3 protein-coding genes are annotated in these 797 nt (G+C 51.2%); 1 reads left to right on the top strand and 2 read right to left on the bottom strand.

Annotated elements, in window-relative coordinates:
• The coding region (locus tag BLX24_RS33165) for a hypothetical protein (RefSeq protein ID WP_177225991.1) at nucleotides 1-186 on the top strand (186 nt) is incomplete at its 5' end.
• Here BLX24_RS33165 and BLX24_RS30835 read toward each other — a convergent pair.
• Nucleotides 183-506 carry a hypothetical protein gene (locus BLX24_RS30835; RefSeq protein ID WP_071506939.1) on the bottom strand — a complete coding sequence of 108 codons (324 nt, stop codon included), beginning with the start codon at nucleotides 504-506 and terminating at the stop codon, nucleotides 183-185. The genes BLX24_RS33165 and BLX24_RS30835 overlap by 4 nt on opposite strands.
• Nucleotides 503-797, bottom strand: a 295-nt coding sequence (locus tag BLX24_RS30830; protein WP_218160748.1) for a hypothetical protein, incomplete at its 5' end; no start/stop codon positions are given. The genes BLX24_RS30835 and BLX24_RS30830, both read right to left, overlap by 4 nt.

The raw sequence follows: 797 nt of genomic DNA, 5'->3' as shown, positions 1-797 counted from the left end.
ATTCTGGAATCGCTTCGTGCCGGTCAGTTCTATGCCCGGCAGGATTTGCTCGTAAACGAAACGGATCTGGCAACGCTGGATTTTGCGAGGAAGGTCCACATCAACGGCATGGACTACCTGCTGGCATCGCTGTCGGGATCACTGCCCGTCACCGGCCCGTTTCAGGCGTTACTGGTCAGGGTTTAATCATCCTGCTCCATCCTGCGGATCATTTCTTCATCGGGATTAAGTACGGTGTAGAAATACCATGCTGCCAGACGTTTCATCCACCGGTTTCGCTGGGCCAGCGTCAGTGTTTCCGGATATTCACGGAGTTCAACCAGCAATGGCAAAACCCGCCTTACCCGTACAATGGGGTACGCCGACTCATACTGATCCCGCTGTTCAACGGTCCGGAATGACAAAACGACTGCCTTCAGCAGTGGTTTTTTATCGTGAAAAAGAAAAGCCGCTTCGGGTTGCGAAGCGGCTTCATTATTTAATTCAATTCTGAATCGTAGTCTCATGTATCAGGTTTCCACCGTACGAAATGTACCTTGGGATACTTTCCGGGCGGCTGGATGATGTACAACGTCTGCTCACCGTTTTGCTCGGTGAGATAAAAAGGACACCATAACTGCTCCCGGATGTAAATCGGGACATTACGATGCTTCCATTTCTGCCCGCGCTGATCCAGCCGGGCAAAGTTTGCCCTTCCCAGGGCCATGCCTTCTTCGAGTGCTTCCATATGTGATGACCAGTTTTTAGACCGCCTGGCGCTTCGGTTACACAACGGTACAAAAAAATGTCCTTTCTCC

The sequence above is a fragment of the Arsenicibacter rosenii genome (assembly GCF_001870735.1).
GTDB lineage: Bacteria > Bacteroidota > Bacteroidia > Cytophagales > Spirosomataceae > Arsenicibacter > Arsenicibacter rosenii.
The sequence above is the reverse complement of the archived record's forward strand: the minus strand, read 5'-3'. Positions and strand labels throughout refer to the sequence as shown.

What these genes read in the sequence shown, in the direction of transcription:
- BLX24_RS30835 (WP_071506939.1), bottom strand. Translation starts at nt 506, where the DNA reads ATGAGACTACGATTCAGAATTGAATTAAATAATGAAGCCGCTTCGCAA.